At 68.8% G+C, this 18,062-nt stretch carries 16 protein-coding genes; 11 read left to right on the top strand and 5 right to left on the bottom strand.

Going from position 1 to position 18,062, the window contains the following annotated elements:
- The first annotated feature begins 1 nt into the window (after position 1).
- The 3 genes from mreD (at position 2) to rodA (ending at position 4,225) form a co-directional block, all read left to right on the top strand.
- Positions 2–640: a rod shape-determining protein MreD gene (gene mreD / locus ACWDCZ_RS20055; RefSeq protein WP_049658707.1), complete on the top strand. Its 639-nt coding sequence runs from the start codon at positions 2–4 to the stop codon at positions 638–640.
- 73 nt (positions 641–713) lie between these two features.
- Positions 714–3,029, top strand: coding sequence for a penicillin-binding protein 2 (gene mrdA / locus ACWDCZ_RS20050; protein ID WP_380743957.1), 2,316 nt, complete (start codon positions 714–716; stop codon positions 3,027–3,029).
- Complete coding sequence (gene rodA / locus ACWDCZ_RS20045; protein WP_449816559.1) at positions 3,026–4,225, top strand: rod shape-determining protein RodA; 1,200 nt, start codon at positions 3,026–3,028, stop codon at positions 4,223–4,225. Before mrdA ends, rodA begins: the two co-directional genes overlap by 4 nt.
- Before the next feature lie 99 nt (positions 4,226–4,324).
- Here rodA and ACWDCZ_RS20040 read toward each other — a convergent pair whose 3' ends face one another.
- Complete coding sequence (locus tag ACWDCZ_RS20040; protein ID WP_387827148.1) at positions 4,325–5,629, bottom strand: M14 family zinc carboxypeptidase; 1,305 nt, start codon at positions 5,627–5,629, stop codon at positions 4,325–4,327.
- 556 nt (positions 5,630–6,185) lie between these two features.
- Here ACWDCZ_RS20040 and ACWDCZ_RS20035 point away from each other — a divergent pair.
- The gene (locus ACWDCZ_RS20035; protein WP_074000690.1) at positions 6,186–8,129 is read left to right on the top strand and encodes a TIGR03960 family B12-binding radical SAM protein; all 1,944 of its coding nucleotides are present in this window, start codon (positions 6,186–6,188) and stop codon (positions 8,127–8,129) included.
- Positions 8,130–8,442: 313 nt separating this feature from the next.
- Here ACWDCZ_RS20035 and ACWDCZ_RS20030 read toward each other — a convergent pair whose 3' ends face one another.
- The gene (locus tag ACWDCZ_RS20030) at positions 8,443–9,156 is read right to left on the bottom strand and encodes a creatininase family protein (RefSeq protein ID WP_449816558.1); all 714 of its coding nucleotides are present in this window, start codon (positions 9,154–9,156) and stop codon (positions 8,443–8,445) included.
- 25 nt (positions 9,157–9,181) lie between these two features.
- Positions 9,182–10,456 (bottom strand): hypothetical protein, encoded by a 1,275-nt coding sequence (locus tag ACWDCZ_RS20025; protein WP_449816557.1) that lies wholly within the window; start codon positions 10,454–10,456, stop codon positions 9,182–9,184.
- 170 nt (positions 10,457–10,626) lie between these two features.
- On the opposite strand from ACWDCZ_RS20025, the gene ACWDCZ_RS20020 reads away from it, so the two are divergent.
- The 4 genes from ACWDCZ_RS20020 (at position 10,627) to ACWDCZ_RS20005 (ending at position 12,296) form a co-directional block, all read left to right on the top strand.
- A complete protein-coding gene (locus ACWDCZ_RS20020) occupies positions 10,627–11,091 on the top strand; it encodes an ATP-binding protein (protein ID WP_449814344.1) in 465 nt (154 codons plus the stop codon).
- Between the two features lie 145 nt (positions 11,092–11,236).
- Positions 11,237–11,557, top strand: coding sequence for a hypothetical protein (locus ACWDCZ_RS20015; protein ID WP_117487754.1), 321 nt, complete (start codon positions 11,237–11,239; stop codon positions 11,555–11,557).
- Positions 11,554–11,841, top strand: coding sequence for a hypothetical protein (locus ACWDCZ_RS20010; protein WP_117487753.1), 288 nt, complete (start codon positions 11,554–11,556; stop codon positions 11,839–11,841). The genes ACWDCZ_RS20015 and ACWDCZ_RS20010 overlap by 4 nt, the downstream gene beginning before the upstream one ends.
- 161 nt (positions 11,842–12,002) lie before the next feature.
- Positions 12,003–12,296: a hypothetical protein gene (locus tag ACWDCZ_RS20005; protein WP_449816556.1), complete on the top strand. Its 294-nt coding sequence runs from the start codon at positions 12,003–12,005 to the stop codon at positions 12,294–12,296.
- A 313-nt stretch (positions 12,297–12,609) separates the two neighbouring features.
- Here ACWDCZ_RS20005 and ACWDCZ_RS20000 read toward each other — a convergent pair whose 3' ends face one another.
- Entirely contained in the window at positions 12,610–13,671 is a 1,062-nt protein-coding gene (locus tag ACWDCZ_RS20000; protein WP_449816555.1) for a DNA cytosine methyltransferase, read from the bottom strand.
- A 111-nt stretch (positions 13,672–13,782) separates the two neighbouring features.
- Here ACWDCZ_RS20000 and ACWDCZ_RS19995 point away from each other — a divergent pair, with 111 nt between their 5' ends.
- Positions 13,783–15,900 (top strand): ATP-binding protein, encoded by a 2,118-nt coding sequence (locus ACWDCZ_RS19995; protein WP_449816554.1) that lies wholly within the window; start codon positions 13,783–13,785, stop codon positions 15,898–15,900.
- Positions 15,901–16,317: 417 nt separating this feature from the next.
- Here the strand turns inward: ACWDCZ_RS19995 and ACWDCZ_RS19990 are convergent, their stop codons facing one another.
- Positions 16,318–17,097, bottom strand: a complete 780-nt coding sequence (locus ACWDCZ_RS19990) for a GntR family transcriptional regulator (protein WP_449816553.1) — start codon at positions 17,095–17,097, stop codon at positions 16,318–16,320.
- 254 nt (positions 17,098–17,351) lie between these two features.
- Here ACWDCZ_RS19990 and ACWDCZ_RS19985 point away from each other — a divergent pair, with 254 nt between their 5' ends.
- Complete coding sequence (locus ACWDCZ_RS19985; RefSeq protein WP_074000700.1) at positions 17,352–17,711, top strand: SCO3933 family regulatory protein; 360 nt, start codon at positions 17,352–17,354, stop codon at positions 17,709–17,711.
- Positions 17,711–17,917: a hypothetical protein gene (locus ACWDCZ_RS19980; protein ID WP_117487749.1), complete on the top strand. Its 207-nt coding sequence runs from the start codon at positions 17,711–17,713 to the stop codon at positions 17,915–17,917. The genes ACWDCZ_RS19985 and ACWDCZ_RS19980 overlap by 1 nt, the downstream gene beginning before the upstream one ends.
- The last annotated feature ends 145 nt before the right edge of the window (positions 17,918–18,062 follow it).

Raw genomic sequence — 18,062 nt, 5'->3', positions numbered from 1 at the left:
CATGCGCCTCGCCCGCATCCCCGTCTCCGCCGGCCTCGTCCTGTTCGGCCTGATCCTCCAGGTCAGCGTGTTCGGCCGGCTCCAGCTCCCGGGAGCCACCCCGGACATACTGCTGCTCGTCGTGGTCGGCCTGGCCATGGTCTACGGGCCCACCGGCGGCTGCCTGGTCGGCTTCGCGGGGGGCCTGCTGGCCGACCTCGCGCCGCCCTCCGACCACGCCATCGGCCGCTACGCGCTGGTGCTCTGCCTGATGGGCTACGCCGCCGGGCTGCTGCGCCCGGACCACGGCCGCCAGCGCTCCGTGGCCGGCTCGCTGGTCGTGGTCGGCGCCGCGGCGGTCGCCTCCACCCTGCTCTACGCGATGGTCGGCGCCCTGGTCGGCGACACCGCGGCCCGGCACGTCGGCCTCGGCGGACTGGTCATCAGCGCCCTGCTCTACGACCTGCTGCTGGCCCCCTTCGTGGTGCCGCTGGTGATGTACCTCGGCCGCCGCTTCGGCCGCGACCCGGTGGCCGCCGCGGACGACGACGAGGGCGGCTCCGGCCTGGGCACGCTGGCCCGCTACCGCACCACCCGCGACACCTCGACGGGCCCGTCGTACAAGAAGCGGCGCGTGCCGGGCTTCGCCCGCCGCCCGTAACCGGACCGGCCTCCCGGCCCCGGCCCTCCGGCCCCGACCACCCGACCTCCCCGCATCCTGGAGCGCACGAGACGTGAGCAACATCCCCGAGACCGGCCGCACCCGACGGGTGACGATCCGTCTGGTGGTGCTGCAGATCCTGGTGCTGTCGCTGCTCGCCACCCTCGGCGGACGGCTGTGGTACCTGCAGATCCGCAACGCCAAGGAGTACACCGCCAAGGCGACCGGCAACCACATCCGCGAGGTGGTCGAGCCGGCCGTCCGCGGCGAGATCCTGGACGCCTCCGGGCGGGTGCTGGCCGGCAACGAGACCCGGCTGGTGGTCTCGGTCAGCCGCACCTCGCTGCTCCAGCAGAAGGACGGCGGCAAGGCGGTGCTGTCCCGGCTGGCCGAGGTGCTGGGGATGCCGGCCAAGGACGTGCAGGAGAAGGTCCGGCTCTGCGACGCCAAGACCCCGCAGCCCTGCTGGAACGGTTCGCCGTACCAGCCGATCCCGGTCACCAAGGAGGCGACCACCCAGCAGGCGATGCAGATAATGGAGCGCCGCGAGGACTTCCCCGGGATCACCGCGCAGCCCACCGCCGTACGCCGCTACACCGGCGCCGAGGGCGCCAACATGGCCCAGGTGCTCGGCTACCTCTCGCCGGTCACCGACGAGGAGGTCAGCAAGACCGCCGGCAAGAGCGGCCTGGACCGCTACCTGCCGGCCGACCAGATCGGGCGGGCCGGCCTGGAGTCGGTGTACGACCGCGACCTGCGCGGCACCGCGGGCATCACCAAGCTGGAGGTCGACAACCTCGGCCGGGTGATCGGCAACGCCGGCACCGTCGCCCCGCAGACCGGTGACAACCTGGTCACCAGCATCGACGCCCGGGTGCAGAAGGTGGTCGAGGACAACCTGGCGCAGGCCATGAACGACGCCCGGAACACCTTCGACAAGATCACCAACCGCAACTACGAGGCCGACTCCGGCGCCGCCGTGGTGATGGACGTGCACACCGGGCGGATCGTCGCGATGGCGAGCGCCCCGACCTACGACCCGAACCTCTGGGTGGGCGGCATCAGCGGCAAGGACTACCAGTCGCTGACCAGCAAGGACTCCAACTTCCCGCTGCTGAACCGGGCCATACAGGGTCAGTCCGCCCCCGGCTCGACCTTCAAGGTCATCTCCACCACCGCCGCCGTGCAGGCCGGCTACTCGCTGGACGGCCGCTACGACTGCCCGAAGAGCATGACCATCGGCGGCCGCGAGTTCAAGAACTTCGAGAGCGAGAACTTCGGCCAGATCTCCCTGGAGAAGGCGCTGGAGGTCTCCTGCGACACCGTCTTCTACGGCCTGGCGTACGACCAGTGGATGAAGGACGGCGGCATCAAGCCGAAGAAGGACCCGGGCGACTGGTTCTTCAAGACCGCCCACGAGTTCGGCCTCGGCGCCAAGACCGGCATCGACCTGCCGTCCGAGGTCACCGGCCGGGTGCCGGACCGGCAGTGGAAGCAGTCCTTCTACGACAACAACAAGGACGCCTGGTGCGCCCAGGGGCAGAAGGGCGGCAACAGCTACTCCGACCAGATCGCCCGGGAGAACTGCGTCGACGGTTACCAGATGCGCGCCGGTGACGCCGTCAACTTCGCGATCGGCCAGGGCGACACCCTCGTCACCCCGGTCCAGATGGCCCGGATCTACTCGGCGCTCGCCAACGGCGGCACCTTCTACCGGCCGACCATCGCCAAGGCCGTGATAAGCCCGGGCGGGGACCTCGTCCGCGAGATCGCCCCGCACGAGGACGCCAAGTTCCCCGGCGACGAGAAGCTGCTCAGCTACATCAACCAGGCCACCGAGAGCGTCATCAAGAGCGGTACCGCCGCCTGGAAGTTCAACGGCTGGCCGCAGGACAAGATCACGCTGCACGCCAAGACCGGCACCGCCGAGGTCGAGGGCAAGCAGACCACCTCCTGGCTGACCACGTACAGCAAGGACTACGCGGTCGTCATGACGATAAGCCAGGGCGGCACCGGCTCCGGCGGCTCCGGCGACGCCATCCGCCGGATCTACCAGGCGCTGTACGGCGTGGACGACAAGGGCGGCATCGACAGCGGCAAGGCGCTGCTGCCCGCGCCGCAGGCCGAGCTGCCGAAGTTCAACCCGGACGGCACCGCGATCATCAAGCCGGTCTCGTACGGCGCCGACGCGGCGCAGGGCGCCCAGGCCCCGGGCCTCCAGGCCCAGGCCGTCGCCGCCGCTCCGGCGCTGCTCGACGCGGCCACGGCGCAGCCGGCCCCGGCGACGGCCTTCCTCGACCGGACGCCGCCGGCCGACCGTCCGGCGTCGTACACCGCGGCCGACGCCGCGCTCGAACCCACGCGCGGACCGGGAAGGGGACGGGCATGACCTCCTACGGCTCGTACCGGCAGCTGCGGCTGGCCCCGCAGCGCCGCGGGGTCTCCAAGGCGCTGTCCAAGGACTCCCCGCTCTGGCGGCTCGACTGGATACTGCTGGTGGCCGCCCTCGCCCTCTCGGCCGGCAGCTCGCTGCTGGTCTGGTCGGCCACCCGCGGGCGCGACTCGCTGACCCACGGGGACCCGCAGTACTTCCTGTACCGGCACCTGACCAACTTCGTGGTCGGGCTGGTGCTGTGCTCCGTGGTGATAGCGATAGGGAGCCGGCGCTTCCGCACGATCGTGCCGTTCCTGTACGTCGGCGTGCTCGTCCTGCTGCTGGCGACGCTCAGCCCGCTCGGCTCGACCATCAACGGCGCGCACTCGTGGATCCAGCTCGGCGGCGGCTTCTCGATCCAGCCGGCCGAGTTCGCCAAGCTCGCGATCGTGCTGGCGATGGCGGTCGTGCTGTCGGACCAGGTGGACGCGGGGGAGCGGGAGTTCCCCTCGCACCGGGCGGTGTTCCGGGGCCTGCTCTGGGCCGGGGTGCCGATGTGCATAGTGCTGTTGATGCCGGATGCCGGCTCGGTGATGGTGATGGCCGCGATCGTGCTGGGCATCCTGCTCGGCTCCGGCGCGGCGAACCGCTGGGTGCTCGGCCTGCTGGTGGCGGGCACCGCCGGATGCGTGGCGATCTGGAAGTTCGGGCTGCTGAGCCAGTACCAGATCGACCGCTTCGCCGCCTTCGCCAACCCGCAGCTGGACCCGAACGGCGTCGGCTACAACACCGCGCAGGCCCGGATCGCGATCGGCTCGGGCGGGCTGAACGGCAAGGGGCTGTTCCACGGCACCCAGACCGTCGGGCAGTTCGTGCCGGAGCAGCAGACCGACTTCGTGTTCACCGTGGCCGGCGAGGAGCTGGGCTTCGTCGGGGCGCTGGCGATCATCGCGCTGGTCGGCGTGATCCTCTGGCGGGCCTGCCGGATCGCCCGGCAGGCGACCGACCTGTACGGGACGATCGTGGCGGCCGGGGTCATCGCCTGGATGGCCTTCCAGGCCTTCGAGAACATAGGGATGTGCCTGGGCATCATGCCGGTCGCGGGCATCCCGCTGCCGTTCGTCTCGTACGGCGGCTCGTCGATGTTCGCCAACTGGATCGCCATCGGGCTGCTCCAGGCGGTGCGGAGCCAGCGGCCGATAGCGGCCTGAGCGCGCCGCGCCGTGCGGCGGCGGGGCCGGTCCGGGACTTCCCGGGCCGGCCCCGCTGTCGTGTCCGGGGGTGCTGTCGTGTCCGGGGCCGGGGCGGGTTCAGAGGAGGCAGTCGGCGGTGGTGAGGACGGCGCGGGTCTGGTGGGCGAGTTGCTCCTGGACGGGCACCCAGCGGGTGCCGAAGCGGTGGCGCAGCCGGTCGAGGCTGTCGGCGACGACGGTGCGGGCGCGGTCGCGGGCGGCCTCGACGCCGGGGCCGCGGGTGTCGGCGAGCAGCCGCAGCAGGATCGACGCGACCCGCAGCGGTACGCGGGCGGCGACCAGTCCGGCGGTGGTCACCCGGGAGGCGGTGAGCGGTTCGGCGCCCCAGCGCTCCAGCCACTCCTCGGCCACCCGCGGGGCGACCGCCAGGCTGGACTCGGCGGTGCGCAGCAGCGGGCCGTACGCCTCGTGGCCGGGCGCCCCGGGCCGGTGCGCGCGGACGGCCGGGAGCAGGGCGGTGAGGTCCGCGGCGCGTGCGGTGAGGTCGCGGGCGGCGGCCGCGAGGGCCTGCGGGCCGGCCGGGTGGCGGTGGGCGTCGCCGACCGCGTCGACGGCCCACATCGGGACCTCCAGCACCGCGGAGACCGCGCCGTACCGGGCCGCGTACGACCAGGTGGACAGCTCGGGCTCGTCCGGCAGGGCCCGGGAGCCGCCGGCGCCCGGAGACGGCATCAGGTAGGTGCCCGGGTCCGGGCTGGCCCAGCCGATCGCGTCGTAGGAGTCCACGTCGAGCGGCACGCCGGCCCGCTGCGCGGAGCGGGCGAAGCGCCCGGCCAGGCCCGGGACGGGGCGGGTGAGCTGGGCGAACGCGCCGCCGAAGTCCACCCCGTGCAGCGAGCACTGGAGGAACGGGCGCAGTTCGTCGATCAGTCCGGTCAGCGCCAGGCTCTCCGGCATCGGCGGGCGGCCGGAGCCGGGGGCGGGCAGCAGTTCGGGCTGCTCCTCGAAGGAGGGGCGGAAGAAGTGCTCGTAGTGGCGCCGCATGGTGAGCGGGCCGTCCAGCCAGCCGGCGTTGAGCGCGGCGCCGTCGGGGTCGAGGCAGAGCAGCAGGTGCCAGGAGAGTCCGGGGCGGGCGGGGCGGTCGAGCAGCACCTCGGCGAGCCGGACGGTCCCGGCGGTGCCGATCGGTTCGTTGGGGTGCGGGCCGCCGACCACCAGGACGGCCCGCGGGCCGCGGTCCACGGAGAGCAGCAGCAGCGGGCGGCCGGCCCGGGAGCGGCCCACCTCGCGCAGCCGGCAGCGGTCCGGGTGCCGCAGGGCGAGCCGCCGTGCGGCGGACTCGGCCTGGGCCGGCGTCGGGTAGCGGGCCGGCCGGGTGTCGAGGGTCCGGAGCGGGCGGATCCGCCGACCGGTGTCGGTCATGGTTCTCCTTGCGCCGGTCGTACGGCCGCCGGGGCGCGGGCGTGCGGGTGCGCCGCCGGGCACGGCGTGCGGGCGGGGGGACGGGGGAGGGGGACGGGGCTGGGCGTGGCACCGCGGGCCGGGAACGGCGGCCGTGCGGGGACGGACGGGGCCGTCCGTGGGCGGCCCGTGGGGAGGGAGAGGCGTGCCGGCCGGAAAACCGACGAGGGCCGAGCGTACGACTCAACTTCCTTGTCCGGAAGGGGTGCAGATGTCTTTGGCGGAGCCCTGTCAGTACCGCACGGGCCGTCCGGGCGTGTCAACGGCGGACGGGACCGGCCGGCGGGCGCCCACCGCGCGTGCCGGGGCGGGCACCAGCGGGCTCGGGAGGCCACCGGTGGGCACCGGTGGACACCGGCGGGTGCGGGCGGAGACCGGCCCGTCCGGGGTCGCGCCGGAGCGCGGAGGGCCCGTGAACCGGGGCAGACGGCCCGTTCCCCGGATTGGGCTACCCTTGAGGGTCACCCCTCCCGTGCCGACTCGCGGCACCGAATCACGTCGTAAGGGTTCCTAGTACATGACTGTCGAATCGGTCTTCCCACGCCTGGAGGCCCTCCTCCCGCACGTCCAGAAGCCGATCCAGTACGTCGGCGGCGAGCTGAACTCGACCGTCAAGGACTGGGACGCCTGCGACGTCCGCTGGGCGCTGATGTACCCCGACGCCTACGAGGTCGGGCTGCCCAACCAGGGCGTCATGATCCTCTACGAGGTGCTGAACGAGCGTGAGGGTGTACTCGCCGAGCGCACCTACAGCGTCTGGCCGGACCTCGAGGCGCTGATGCGCGAGCACCACGTCCCGCAGTTCACCGTGGACGCCCACCGCCCGGTGAAGGCCTTCGACGTGTTCGGCCTGTCGTTCTCCACCGAGCTCGGCTACACGAACATGCTGACCGCGCTCGACCTGGCCGGCATCCCGCTGGAGGCCAAGGACCGCACCATCGACGACCCGATCGTCCTGGCCGGCGGCCACGCGGCCTTCAACCCGGAGCCGATCGCGGACTTCATCGACTGCGCCGTGGTCGGCGACGGCGAGCAGGCCGTCCTCGACATCACGGAGATCATCCGGGCCTGGAAGGCCGAGGGCCGCCCGGGCGGCCGGGACGAGCTGCTGCTGCGCCTGGCCCGCACCGGCGGAGTCTACGTCCCCAAGTTCTACGACGTGGAGTACCTGGCCGACGGCCGGATCGGCCGCGTCGTGCCGAACGCCCCCGGCGTGCCGTGGCGGGTGTCCAAGCACACCGTGATGGACCTCGACGAGTGGCCGTACCCGAAGCAGCCGCTGGTCCCGCTCGCCGAGACGGTGCACGAGCGGATGTCCGTGGAGATCTTCCGCGGCTGCACCCGCGGCTGCCGCTTCTGCCAGGCCGGCATGATCACGCGCCCCGTGCGGGAGCGAAGCATCACCGGCATCGGCGAGATGGTGGAGCGCGGGCTGAAGGCGACCGGCTTCGAGGAGGTCGGCCTGCTGTCGCTGTCCAGCGCCGACCACACCGAGATCGGCGACATCGCCAAGGGCTTGGCGGACCGCTACACCGAGGACAAGATCGGCCTGTCGCTGCCGTCCACCCGCGTCGACGCCTTCAACATCGACCTCGCCAACGAGCTGTCCCGCAACGGGCGCCGCTCGGGCCTCACCTTCGCCCCCGAGGGCGGCAGCGAGCGCATGCGCAAGGTCATCAACAAGATGGTGTCGGAGGAGGACCTGATCCGCACCGTCGCCACCGCGTACGGCAACGGCTGGCGCCAGGTGAAGCTGTACTTCATGTGCGGCCTGCCCACCGAGACCGACGAGGACGTGCTCCAGATCGGCGAGATGGCGAAGAACGTCATCCAGAAGGGCCGCGAGGTCACCGGCCAGAACGACATCCGCTGCACCGTCTCCATCGGCGGGTTCGTGCCCAAGCCGCACACCCCGTTCCAGTGGGCCCCGCAGCTGTCCGCCGAGGCCACCGACGCCCGCCTGGCCAAGCTGCGCGACTCCATCCGCGGCGACCGCAAGTACGGCAAGAACATCGGCTACCGCTACCACGACGGCAAGCCGGGCATCGTCGAGGGCCTGCTCTCCCGCGGCGACCGCCGGGTCGGCGCGATCATCCGCGAGGTCTACGAGGACGGCGGCCGCTTCGACGGCTGGCGCGAGTACTTCTCCTACGACCGCTGGATGGCCTGCGCCGAGAAGGGCCTGGCCGGCACCGGCGTCGACGTCGACTGGTACACCACCCGCGAGCGCACCTACGAGGAGGTGCTGCCCTGGGACCACCTGGACAGCGGCCTCGACAAGGACTGGCTCTGGGAGGACTGGCAGGACGCCCTGGAGGAGGTCGAGGTCGACGACTGCCGCTGGACCCCGTGCTTCGACTGCGGCGTGTGCCCGCAGATGGACACGGCCATACAAATCGGCCCGACGGGCAAGAAGATGCTGCCGCTGACGGTCGTCAACGCCACTGGCCAGCAGGGTTAGCCAGAGGCATGGGGGACACGCTCGGCGAGCTGTGTGACGTATTTCACAGCCTCTCGGAGGGCGAACGACAGCTCGTCCTGGGCGCACTCGGTGTGACGCGCGCCCCGGGCGAGCCAGCCCCGGCCCCACGGGCGGCCCGGCAGGGGGGCCGGAAGACTCCTCTGCCCGCCGCCCGGAGTGCCCAGGGCATCGAGTCCTCCATCGAGTGGGTCTGACCCGCTGAGGCCACGCCCAGAGCCCTCCCCGATCCTGTCGGGGAGGGCTCCTGCGTTCGATGGAGTGCTGAACGCCTTCGAGTGATGGCCGGTGGCTGTCAGCTACCTCTGATGAGTGACAGGTGCCCGGCGGCCGACTTGGACAGGCTCTCCAGGATGGCCCCGCCCTTTTCGGCGGTACCGAGGGACGGGCGGCCGATGATGCCGTTCTCGGTGTAGCCGGCCATGCCCAGCGTGAGGAGGTGGGGGCGCTCCGGGGCGTCGTGGTCGTCCTGCTCGATGCCCTCGCGGATGAGGTGGGGAGCGCCGTGGAGGAGGAGTGAGACCTCCAGCTCGCCGCCGTGCATGTCCTCGCCGCCGCTGCTCTCCAGGGCTGCGGCCTCGCGGGCCTGGTGCCAGTCCTCGCGGACCGGGAAGAGGGCGACGCGCGGGCCCTCGGTGTTGGCCTCCTGGACCACGTTGGAGAGGACGTAGTTCCCGCCGTGCCCGTTCACGATCAGCAGGCCGGGGACGCCGGACGCCTGGAGGGACCTCCAAGTGTCGTTGATCACGGCGTAGAGCGTGGCGGCGCTGATGCTGACGGTGCCCGGCATGTGGGAGTGCTCGTGGGAGCAGGACAGGGTGATGGGTGGCAGGAGGAACAGGTCGTAGTCGGTGGCGATCCGCTGGGCGATCAGGCTGGCGACGACGGTGTCGGTGGTCAGGGGCAGGTGATCGCCGTGTTGCTCGAAGCTGCCGACCGGCAGCACGGCGATCTTGGCGCCGCGCCGGCGTTCGTCTGCGGAGGTGGCGGCCGTGATCAGTGCGTCCATGAGCCCAGCCTCTCTCATCGGGTCGTCAGCGGTCGAGAGGGCTTCCGCTGCTCATCAGTGCCAAGCGGTGGGTGAACGTGGCTACTTGGGGTACGGCGCTCCACCGCTGGAGGGCCTTTCCGGCGGTGGATAGTTCGGACATTGCGCGCGCTGACTCGGTGTCGACGGCGATGGACAGTGCGCGGTCGGCTGCGGCGACAGCCTGCTCGGGTTCACCGGACACCGCGTAGGCCCGCGCCAGTCGGGAGAGGTAGACGCCCTGGTCGTTACGGTAGACCGGCGGCAGCACTCGGAGCTCCGCCTCGAACATGCCCACGGCCGTGTGCGGGTCGCCGAGTTCGATCAGACAGTTCGCGCGCTGCATCTCGATGTAGGTCGGTGTGCAGTAGGCGAGATCAAGAGCGTCGTCGGCGTGCGAATCGTCCGGCGCGGCCGCGATCTCGTGAGCCTCGTCGAACTTCGCCTGTGCGAAGCGAGGGTTGCCCATCATCGCGTGGCCCTGTGCCTCCTGCTGCGCCGCCAGTGCCCGGATCCGGTGAGTGGCCCCGACCGACCGCTGGGCCGCGCGGGCAAGGCTGACGGCCTTCTGGGCGTTGCGCTGGGCGGTGGCCTGGTTGCTCTTCCGGAAGAGCACGTAGGCGGCCATCACGTCGTCGCCGGCCTCCTGCGCCCACTCCATTGCGCGGTCCGACCAGAACAGGGCTCGGTCGAAGTCCCCGAGGTCCTGGTTCAACCAGCCCAGGAACTCCGCGGTACGAGTGCCGATGGTGAGGAGTTCCTCGCGGTCGCGGCCCCCGATGGCCTGCTGGAGACGGTCGAGCAGTTGGAGGTGTCGTGTCACGGAGTCGAGCGCGTGTCGGGAGCCGAGCAGGTTCGCGGCCTTGTAGTGGCCGGGTATCACACCGCGCAGGTGGCTGACGAAGAACTCGGGGTCGATCGGGGCGCTGAGGCCTTGTCCGCCGTCGGCAGGCTCAGGCGGGCGGCGGCGGGGATGCTGGACCGGGGCCTCCAGCTCCCATGACCGAGAAGCCAAGCCGAGCAGGCGGCCCGGAATGTGAAGGCCGTCGGCGATCCGCTCAATCAGATCGATTTTCTCGATCCTGCGCTTGCCGGACAGGACCTCACCGACCCGGCTCGGTGTCATGTCACAGGCGCGAGCGATGAGCGACGGGTAGATCCCCGCCAGTTTGAGCAACCGGAACACGGCGGCGAAGTCTCGTCTTCGACACGCAGTGATCATCTCCGGGTTGGACAGCAGGCTCGCGGGGAGCCGGTCCGGTACGCGAGCCTCGGTCACCATTGCCCCCGCTGTTGATCAGCAGCCGCTGCAAGCAAGTTGATTACCTGTGAGTTTACCCACAGTGGGCAACCAGCTTGGGTACGAAGTCCGCACTCCCTCTCGGCAACCTGGCACCAAGGGCCGGGACGTTCGGGTTCGGGCCGCCCATTGGGCATCGGGAGGCGGTGCACGTGACCAGCTCGGGAGAACCCCGCGACGGCTCCGAACCCTACAAGCCGGGCAACGGGATACCAGCGTTCGAGGCGCGACTCGCGCGGCACAGGCGGTCCGCGACGGTGGCCAGGAGCCACCTGCGTGACTTCCTCCAGAGCATCCCGGGCGGCACGGCCCTCATGGGCGACGGCCAACTGGTGCTCGGTGAACTGGTGGCCAACGCGGTGGTGCACGCGCGAGTTTCGCCCGGGCGCGAGATCGCTGTCCGGTTCGAGATGGCGTGCGACCAGCTGCGGATCGAGGTGCACGACGCGAGCAGCGAGAAGCCCGCGATCCGGTGTGCTGCCGACCCGGGCGACGTCTCGGGGCGTGGGCTGCACCTGGTGGAAGCCCTGTCCCTGGAGTGGGGCTTCGAGCCCCGCCCTGAAGGTGTCGGAAAGATCGTTTGGGCCCTGGTGGGCCCGGAAGGCGGTGTGGAATGAGCAGGCGGTCGTCCGGGACGGCGACGCGGTGCTTCTACTGCGGCGCGGGGCTGAGGAAGGCGCTGACCCGAAGCATCGTGGTGAACGGGCAGACGGTCGGTGTCCACAGGTGGCACCCGCGGCGCGCAGGGGAGGTGTCGGGGAAGTGACGCCGATCGGAGTCCCCGACGTGACGGAGACGGCCGCCCCGTACCCCTTCCCGGTGGTCCTGGAAGTCCAAGGCCTTATGGAGCCCGAGTACTTCGGCAGGCTGCCGGAGGCGATGGCAGCGCTCCTGACGGCGGTCGGCACGCTTCCGCTCAGCCCGGACCAGCAGGGCTACTTCGCCGAGTTGTTCGGGCCGTCGGAGGAGCAGTCGATCGGGCGCCGGCTCGCGACGCACGGAGAGGTGCGGGCCCTGGCCTTCCTCGACCTGACCCCGACCGTGGTCCGCCTGTACCCCGCCGGCCCCGGGACAGCCCAGTGATCCGGCACCTGCGGGCCCGATGGGACCGGCTCTCGACCTGGTGGCTGCTGGACGGCCAGTTCACCTGGCCGGTGCGGGCCGTCTCGCCGAGCCGGCGGGCCGCGCACCGCGACGCGTTGGCGTGGTACACGGAGCCTGACTTCGCTCAGGAAGAGCGGATGCTGCTCATGCGGCAGATCTGGTGGGAGAAGACCGGCGTTGACGATCCGCTGCTCGACCTGACCGAGGCGGAGCTGTTCCGGCGGATCTTCGACTGCGAGCAGCCGACGCGGGACCGCACCTGACCTGATCAGGGACAACTGAAGACGTGCCGGACCACCCCGGAACCTTGGCGGGAGAGGGGTGGTCCGGTGGGTCGGAACCCGATGCCGATGGTATCGGGCTCCTCGGCATGCCAGTGCGTGGACGGCCGGTTCAGTTCTTGACCAGGGGAGTTGAAGCACAGTTGGACGGGGACGACGACTTCGGTGCGGAGTTGGCGGCGAGCCTCGACCCTGACTCGTGGGTGTGGCTGCCGGGCGTCGACTACGCCGCCGGCTGGAGGGCCGCGCGGCAGACGGCGGATGAAGTGAACATCCTGCTGGCAGCATGCGGCGTGGATCGATCGCACTTGCGGGCGATCGCCGACACCGATGCTCAGGGTGGGGCGCTGGTCCGCCTTGAGGGCGTCCTGGAGGGCTGGATGAGTCTCAAGGAACTGCTCTGCTTGGCAGCCAACGTCCGCGGAGAACTGACGTGAAAGGGCCAGTGCAGGAACCCGCCTGCACTGGTCATTCACTCCCGAGCAGGGGCCAACGATGAGGAGTGGGAGGCGAGTTGTTCCACCCCCTCTTTATAAGAGCGACCATCCGGCACCCTGCGTGACCTGGGACTCAGCCACCCTGCGGGTTCCCGACTCACCTCACCGCCGGCGCCCGCAACTGACCGCCACATACCGCCCGTTCTGGCACGCCTGTGGCACGGGCGCACCCGAGTTCGCAACTTCTCGATGCCTGACTAGACACAGGCCAAAGTCTCACCCAGCTAGCTGCAGCGGTCCGGCTGGCAGACGACTAGCGATTCGTGACGGTGTCACGATCCTGTCCGCCCAAGATGGTGGAGGCAATGAGACCCAGCCCCTTGGCCATGCGCACAGGAACAGCGTTCCCGATCTGTCGCTCGATCGATCCGTAGTGCCCATGGAACTGATAGGTCACAGGGAAGGTCTGGAAAGCTGCTGCCTCCCGCAGTGTCAAACCGCGGTCGAGTGTGGGATGAATGAAGGTCCCGCAGGCAGGTGTAGTGCATCGCGTGGTCATAGTTGGGGCCGGTTCATCGAGCTTGACCCTGCCATACGAGGAACTGGCATTGCGCGCGCTAGCAAGACGCTTATGGCAGTCCAGCTGGTGCTCCTCTGGCAGGTCGAAGCGGTTGCCGCCCACAGGGATAGCTGCAATCCTCGCTTGAACAGTCTCAGAGCTCGATCGATGAACATCGAGCGGATCATCCGAACGTCTGTGGCGAGCCAGATGCGCCAGCGCTTGCCGGGCGGTCCTGGGAGCGGTCTGGAAGCTACTTGGCAGAAGATCGATCAGATGCCCCTCGAACGAGAAGGGGACATCCTCGCGAATGGCGAAGCAAATGAAGCGCTTTCGACGTTGAGGAACCCCGAACATCGCCGCATCAAGCACACGCGTTCTCAATTGATAGCCAGAATCCGTCAACATGCGGTCAAGTTCGGGCAGGCGGCGGTCGCGGGCGAGGCCCGGAACGTTTTCGAGCAGGACGATCCGAGGTCGAAGCGACTCAACGAAGCGGAAGGTGTCTAGGACCAGGTCGTTGCGGCGCTCATCGACCGCTCCCTTCGCCAAGCTAGAGAAGCCTTGACACGGCGGGCAAGCCTTGAGCAGGTCCAGCTCCCCTTGGCCAAGCTGAGCACCAGTCAGGATCTCTTGTGGCTCAACAGTTCGGATGTCTTGAGCAAAGAGACGCACCCTTGGGTGGTTCCTGCGGTAGGTTTCAGCGGCTTCCTGGTCGTTCTCCACTGCGGCGAGCATCCGAAAGCCAGCATCCCTCAGGCCCCGTGTGGCACCCCCCGCCCCGGCAAACAGGTCGACAGCACTGTACGTGGGCATGGCGCCGATCCTAGACCGGCAGAGCACCGTTGCAACAGATGATCCCTGGTGGCAACCACTCATATGTGCTTAGCTGTTGCTCTACGTGACGACCGCGGAGATGGGTGGGGCATGCAGCACGCGAGCGCAGAGGAACCCGATCACGGTGAGCTGTTCGTAACACTGCCTCAGCAGAAGGCCAATCGACGGGAGAGCCGAGATTCGGGCACCGGCGTCGGGCCCGGCACCTCTGCCCCCTACCGGATGCGCATCAGCCGGCTCACTGTCGACAAGCTAGGGATCAAGCTCTACGACCGAGTCTCCGCAGTCCTCGCCGAGATCATCGCAAACGCATACGACGCCGACGCAACAGAGGTGACTGTTCGCCTGCCGTTCGACACATGGCTGGCCCCATCCGCCGGTAAACCGGCCGTGGACAGTTACGAGATCACTGTGGTGGACAACGGGCACGGCATGACCACCGAGGAGGTAAACAGCCACTACCTGCTTGTTGGCTCCGACCGACGTCGACGCTTCGGAAAGGACACCTCCCGCCGCAGAGAGCGGCGCGTCATGGGCCGGAAAGGCATTGGGAAGCTGGCCCCATTTGGCATCTGCCGAACCGTAGAAGTCATCACATCCGGGGGTGAACGCACCGACAACGGTTATCGCGTGTCCCACCTCAAGCTGCACCTCGAAGCCATGATGTTCGACAGCGAGGATGACTATATTCCTGAGGTCGGTGACCTGGATGGCACGTTCAGGGATTGGACGGGGACAACAATCCACCTGACCGACTTTAATCGGAAGCTCGTTCCAAAGGGGGATGAGCTGCATCGACAGCTCTGCGCGCGCTTCGGAATTCGGCGCGACGATTGGGATGTCGAGGTCATCAATACAAGACATGATGGAGCGCTCCCCGGCCTCACCGAGGATTCCTTTCGGCTTGGCGAGCTGAAGATCGATCTTCAAGAGGATACGAAGGTCACGTTCGATAGACACCCGATCGCCCGCCAAGGCGACGAGGCGCTTCCCGTGTCAGGCTGGCTCGCCTTTGCAAAGGACCCCTACAAGGACGAGGTGATGGCTGGCGTCCGCATCTACGTTCGCGGCAAGATTGTAGCTACCACCAGGGACTTTGGCGCCACAACAGGATTCACGGGAGAATGGGGGGTCCGTTCATACCTCGTAGGCGAAATCCATGCCGAATGGCTTGACGAAGACGAAGACCTGATTCGCTCCGACCGCCAGGACATCATCTGGACATCCGAGCTCGGGCAGGCCTTGCAGGATTGGGGAACTGCACAGGTCAAAGCTCTCGCAAAGCGCGGCAGGTCGTCGGTCCGGAAGAGGACACAAGAGGTCTTCGAGAAGGCGGCTAACCTTGACGCCCGACTCCTTGAGGAGTCACCTGGAGATCCTCAGTACCGAGCCTCCGTCAAGAGCGCGTTCAGCACACTGGTGGCCGACAGCGATCGCGACGCGGCCGATGACCCGGAACGCGTGGAAAGCTACGTCCAACTCGCCAAAAGCATTGGCCCTCACACAGAGCTTCTGGATACCCTACACAAGGTCTCAGAAGAGGTGAACAGCCCCCTCGACATGGTCCTTGCCCTCTTCCAGAAGGCGCGAATTGCGGAGTTCTATGCGCTTGGACAGGTGGCTCAGGAGCGGGTGGATGTCGTAAACCGACTCCGACAGCTGATCTCAGACGGAAGCACTCTCGAACGCCCTCTTCAGGAGCTAATTGAGAAGGCGCCATGGCTCTTGGCCCCTGAATGGACGCCGCTAGGGATGAATGAAACCCTAGACCGCGTCCGCAGCAGTTTCGATTCATGGTGCTTCACTAAGTACGGCGAGTTGATTTCCGGCACCAATATTCGCAATCCAGAGCGCCGGCCCGATTTCGTGCTACTCAACGGGCCGCGGGGGACACTTTGGGTCGTGGAGATCAAGCGCGTCAATTATCAGCTGACGGACGAGGAGTTTTCCCGGGCAGTCGACTATCTGGGAGCCCTGGAGGACTTCCTCGACGATACTCCTCGATTCGGAGACGAGTTTCCTGTTCGGCGGCTTACGTTCATCGTCGACAATGTCGACCGATTGAGCCGCGCGAATCGGAAGCTCTTGGAGCAAAACGCAAATATTGAGCGCCGCAGCTGGTATGACCTCTTGGAACAAACCGACCAGGCGCATAGGGACTTCCTGGCCAAGGTCGAAAAGGTTCGTAGCCAAGCCGACGAACTCTAAGCTGGACCAACCACCACGGGCGGTGGAGCGGTTTTGGCCGGTGTCCTGCCTGGTTTGGGGTCGAGCATGATCGGGGGGCCGTAAGCTGTTGCGACTCGGTCAGGGCTTCTGGGCCTGACCGCAATTTGGCCGAGTGGCCCCCCGTTCTTGCTCGACTCGGGTCCCGAGCCTGGGAGGTGGGTAAAACCGTGGAGCCGCCCGACCCCAGCCACGACGGGCTCTAACCTCGGTTACCCTCCCGGCCGCACGTTCGACGTGCGCGGCCGGCCGCCGCCGGAGCGGGGCGCAAGACAGGAGCGACGGCGAGCGGCAGGGCCGCGCGCTGGCGCGCTGTGCGCGCCCTTGAGTAAGTGAAGAAGAGTTGCGACAGCCCCCGTGCCCGTTGTGGACATGGGGGCTTCGGTGTGTTCGGGGTGGTTAGCGGGAGGCCTTGGCGCGCTTGGGCTTGTGGGCGTCGATGGCGTAGGTGAGGGCGGTGGTTTCGGCGCCGAGGCGGGTCTCTTCGAGGATGAGGGGGAGGCCGGTGGTCTGGTCGCAGGTGATGCGGTAGGCGATCAGGAGGACGGCGGCTTCGGAGAGTTGGAGGGCTTCGCGTTCGTCGGGCTGGGGGACTCGGGCGCTGACCCGCTCGCGCCAGGTGAGGTCGCGGCCGCCGGCGTCGGCGAGCGCCGCGTAGGCCTCGGCCGGGGTGGCGGTGGGTTGTTGGGCGAGCGGGGTGGCCTCGACGCGTTCCATGGGTAGCAGGAGGCGGTGGAGGGCGCGGCCGTTGCCGGTGGGGTCGGCGAGCAGGCGGTCGCAGCCGAGCATCAGTTCGTCCTGGTTCATCTCTAGCAGCGGCGCGGTGATGGCGTCGGTGCGGGTGCGGTAGACCGCGGGCTTCTCGGCGTGGTCGAACCAGGCGTCGATGGGCGTTGAGAAGGTGTCGCCCTGGGCGGTGATGGTTCGGTCCAGGCTGGTGCTCGGGCCGTGGACGGCGGCGCGGACGAAGGTGCCGCGGCCTTGCTTCACGTCCAACTGCCCCTCGGTGCGGAGGGCGGCGACGGCGAGCCTGACGGTGGGGCGGGAGACGCCGTAGGTCTCGGCGAGATCGGTTTCGGTGGGCAGCTGAGTGCCGGGAGGCCACTCGCCGGTGGCGATCGACTGTCGCATCGCCGCCGCCACCTGCTTGTGCAGTGCCTCGTTCCGAATGATCGCCATGGTGTTGACCCCTTGGTGCGGACGCCGGGGAACGGGCCCGCTTCGCGTGTGCCGTGTCGTTTTCGAGGGTTCGTCTGTGGTCGTTTGCCCTGGTCGGGCGGCATCTCTAGGTCTGTAGTCAGTTGCTAGCCGTTAAACGTAAGCATGAATTGCTTGCGTCGGGGCGTCAAGGAGGAGCATCATCGAGGTGCCAAAGGTAAGTACGTTTGACGACTGACGTCATGCGGCCCTTGGTGTCAGAGGAGCGTGCGCTCATGCAGTCCATTCCCGTGGACGGAACCCGGCTCGGCGCGATGACCTGCATCGTTGCCCCCGAAGCGCGGATCGCGAACCGCGAGACCGGGGAGATCAGGAAGGACCGGGAGGGCCAGACCGTCTACACGGTCGGGGTCGCGGTCCGGCAGGACGGCCGGCGGGCCTCGATCATCGAGATCAGCGTGTCCGGCGAACCGGTCGGCGTCGTGGAGGGCGTGCGGGTGCACGTCACCGGACTGACGGCCTTCTCCTGGGCGATGGGGGACCGGCACGGCCTGTCCTTCCGGGCCGACGCCATCACCCCGGTTCCGGTTGCCGTCCCGGCTCCGGCGGCCTCCCGCAAGGGCGGCGACGCCTGATGAGCGGCGCGACCCGTGTGAAGCTGCGCGGCCTGCTGCGTGAACTCGGCGACCTGGCCGAAGAGGTCGACCCGTTCGGGCGGGACGACGAGGGGGCTCAGCTCTTCGACCACATCGCCGGCATCGCTACCAAGGCTGCCGGTCAGGCCCGTGACCTGGAGACCGTGGCCCACAACACGGCGGTGGAGAACGGGGGACGGCTGTGATCGTCCTTCAACTGCTCTGGGTGGCGATGCTGGCAACGGTGCTCATCGCGCTCAGCATGGCCCCGGTGCTGAGGCGCAGCCACCCCTATCTCTGGTGGCACCTGTTCGGCTACCCGGCGACCGTGATCCGAGTCCGGATGACGTG

The organism is Kitasatospora sp. NPDC001225 (genome assembly GCF_053597855.1).
This window is presented reverse-complemented; position numbering and strand designations above follow the sequence as displayed.

Bases quoted from the DNA above. Each gene is read 5' to 3' on its own strand.
- mreD (WP_049658707.1), top strand. From the start codon at position 2: ATGCGCCTCGCCCGCATCCCCGTCTCCGCCGGCCTCGTCCTGTTCGGC.
- rodA (WP_449816559.1), top strand. From the start codon at position 3,026: ATGACCTCCTACGGCTCGTACCGGCAGCTGCGGCTGGCCCCGCAGCGC.
- ACWDCZ_RS20040 (WP_387827148.1), bottom strand. From the start codon at position 5,629: ATGACCGACACCGGTCGGCGGATCCGCCCGCTCCGGACCCTCGACACC.
- ACWDCZ_RS20035 (WP_074000690.1), top strand. From the start codon at position 6,186: ATGACTGTCGAATCGGTCTTCCCACGCCTGGAGGCCCTCCTCCCGCAC.
- ACWDCZ_RS20030 (WP_449816558.1), bottom strand. From the start codon at position 9,156: ATGGACGCACTGATCACGGCCGCCACCTCCGCAGACGAACGCCGGCGC.
- ACWDCZ_RS20025 (WP_449816557.1), bottom strand. From the start codon at position 10,456: ATGGTGACCGAGGCTCGCGTACCGGACCGGCTCCCCGCGAGCCTGCTG.
- ACWDCZ_RS20000 (WP_449816555.1), bottom strand. From the start codon at position 13,671: ATGCCCACGTACAGTGCTGTCGACCTGTTTGCCGGGGCGGGGGGTGCC.
- ACWDCZ_RS19995 (WP_449816554.1), top strand. From the start codon at position 13,783: ATGCAGCACGCGAGCGCAGAGGAACCCGATCACGGTGAGCTGTTCGTA.
- ACWDCZ_RS19990 (WP_449816553.1), bottom strand. From the start codon at position 17,097: ATGGCGATCATTCGGAACGAGGCACTGCACAAGCAGGTGGCGGCGGCG.
- ACWDCZ_RS19985 (WP_074000700.1), top strand. From the start codon at position 17,352: ATGCAGTCCATTCCCGTGGACGGAACCCGGCTCGGCGCGATGACCTGC.
- ACWDCZ_RS19980 (WP_117487749.1), top strand. From the start codon at position 17,711: ATGAGCGGCGCGACCCGTGTGAAGCTGCGCGGCCTGCTGCGTGAACTC.